This window comes from Neisseria sp. P0021.S007, from assembly GCF_051956855.1.
Genome location: NZ_JBQCXA010000025.1, coordinates 1 through 2,006, shown reverse-complemented (window position 1 = coordinate 2,006; position 2,006 = coordinate 1). Strand labels below are relative to the sequence as shown.

The 2,006-nt window shown below is 54.9% G+C and carries 4 protein-coding genes; all 4 read left to right on the top strand.

What is annotated here, in order from left to right; genetic code table 11:
- The coding region (locus ACTHUR_RS10715; protein ID WP_440398566.1) for a septal ring lytic transglycosylase RlpA family protein at positions 1–528 on the top strand (528 nt) is incomplete at its 5' end.
- A gap of 98 nt (positions 529–626) precedes the next feature.
- Positions 627–1,211: a Holliday junction branch migration protein RuvA gene (gene ruvA, locus ACTHUR_RS10710; RefSeq protein WP_070615730.1), complete on the top strand. Its 585-nt coding sequence runs from the start codon at positions 627–629 to the stop codon at positions 1,209–1,211.
- A 13-nt stretch (positions 1,212–1,224) separates the two neighbouring features.
- The gene (locus tag ACTHUR_RS10705) at positions 1,225–1,458 is read left to right on the top strand and encodes a hypothetical protein (RefSeq protein WP_049335660.1); all 234 of its coding nucleotides are present in this window, start codon (positions 1,225–1,227) and stop codon (positions 1,456–1,458) included.
- 54 nt (positions 1,459–1,512) lie between these two features.
- Positions 1,513–2,006, top strand: a 494-nt coding sequence (locus ACTHUR_RS10700) for a hypothetical protein (protein WP_440398565.1), incomplete at its 3' end; no start/stop codon positions are given.

The window sequence follows — 2,006 nt, the reverse complement described above, 5'->3', positions numbered from 1 at the left end:
GCCTCATGGTACGGCAACCAGTTCCACGGTCGTAAAACTTCCAGCGGCGAGCGTTACAATATGAACGCCCTCTCCGCCGCCCACAAAACCCTCCCTATTCCCAGCTACGCACGTGTGACCAATATGCAAACCGGCAAAAGCGTCATCGTCCGTGTCAACGACCGCGGCCCTTTCCACGGCAACCGCGTCATCGATGTTTCCAAAGCCGCCGCCCAACAATTAGGTTTCATCAACCAAGGCACGGCCAACGTCAAAGTTGAACAAATCATCCCCGGCCAAACCGCCGCTCAAACCATTATTACCCCAAACAACAAAGAATTTTTTGTTGATTTGAAATCCTTCGGTACCGAACGCGAAGCACAGGCTTATTTGAACCAAACCGCACAAAGCCTGCCGTCGGACAGCAAAGTCATGCTTGAAAAACGCAACTACGAATACGTTGTCAAAATGGGTCCGTTCAGCAGCCAAGAACGTGCCGCCGAAGCAGGCGAACGCGCCCGTCATCTGAACCTGGCATCCGCCATCTGATTTCGTCCGCGTTACCGCTGAAGTTTGATACAATACAAGGCCGTCTGAAACCCGATTGCAAGGTTTCAGACGGCCTTTTTTAATCACAGGGGAACACCATGATCAGCAGGCTCACAGGCAAATTGATTGAGAAAAATCCGCCGCAGGTCGTTATCGACGTCAACGGCGTCGGTTATGAAGCCGACGTTTCCATGCAGACTTTCTACAACCTGCCTTCCGTTGGCGAAACCGTCCATCTCTACACCCAGCTTGTCGTCCGCGAAGACGCGCATTTGCTGTTTGGTTTCGCCTCAGCCGAGGAACGCGCCACCTTCCGCCAACTGGTCAAAGTCAGCGGCATCGGTGCCAAAACCGCATTGGGCATTTTGTCGGCCATGAATGCCGACGAGCTGGCGCAAGCCATCGCCGAAGAAGACGTGAAACGCCTCTCCTCCGCCCCCGGCATCGGCAAGAAAACCGCCGAACGCATGGTGTTGGAACTGCGCGGCAAACTCGTATCCCATACCGTTTCAGACGGCCTGTTTGCCCCTGATGCCGTTGCCGACGAAAGCCAAGACATCATCAACACTCTGCTTGCCCTCGGCTACAACGAACGCGAAGCCAAAGCCGCCACCAAAAGCATTCCCAAAGGCACGGAAGTCGGCGAAGGCGTACGCCTGGCCTTGAAAAACCTGCTCAAATAAGGCCGTCTGAAACATGAAGGCATTGGCCCTGAGCATCACCCTCTTTCTAAGTGCGTGCGTCTATACCGAGACTCCGTATGGGCGCACCGCCGTCTTGGACCTGCCCGTCCACTCGCAAACCACCGTCAACAAAACCGTGACCATCAACGCCCCGCCGGGAACGACCGTCATCTATCAAGACAGCGAACCCGTCCGCAATTACCCGGCCTATCCCGTTTATCCCCGCCGGGTTTATCGTTATCGATAAACAACGCTGACCGTTTGAAACTATAGGTTCAGACGGCCTGTTGAGAGACCAACCATGAAATACATCCTTCCCCTGCTTTTACTCCTGAGCGCCTGCACACCGGACACCAAGACCACGGATGCCGCATCCGCCCCCAAAACACACGGCTTTGCACACCGCCTGACCGAAGGCGAAAAACTACTGACCCAAGCCCTCATCAAACAAGACCTCGCCGCCTACTTCAAACACGAAACCGGCGGCGCATTTGCCGAACAAGCCCCCTTATTCTCGGCCCAGCAACTTGCCGAACAGAAAAACATCCCCAAAAACGATGCCATCGGCGTTTACGGCAAAATCATCAAAACCCAAGGCCGCACCGCCTGGCTGCAAACCGACAAGCAAACCCTCAAACTCGATTTGGCCGAACCGCTGCAAGAAGCTCAAGGCGAAGTTACCCTCGTCTGCCAACACGAAAACACCGCCTTCCAAGACTGCCAAACAGAAGCAAACTTCGTCCGACGCTTTACCGAACAAATCTTCTCGGCGGTCGAGTCCGGACGCGTATCCGC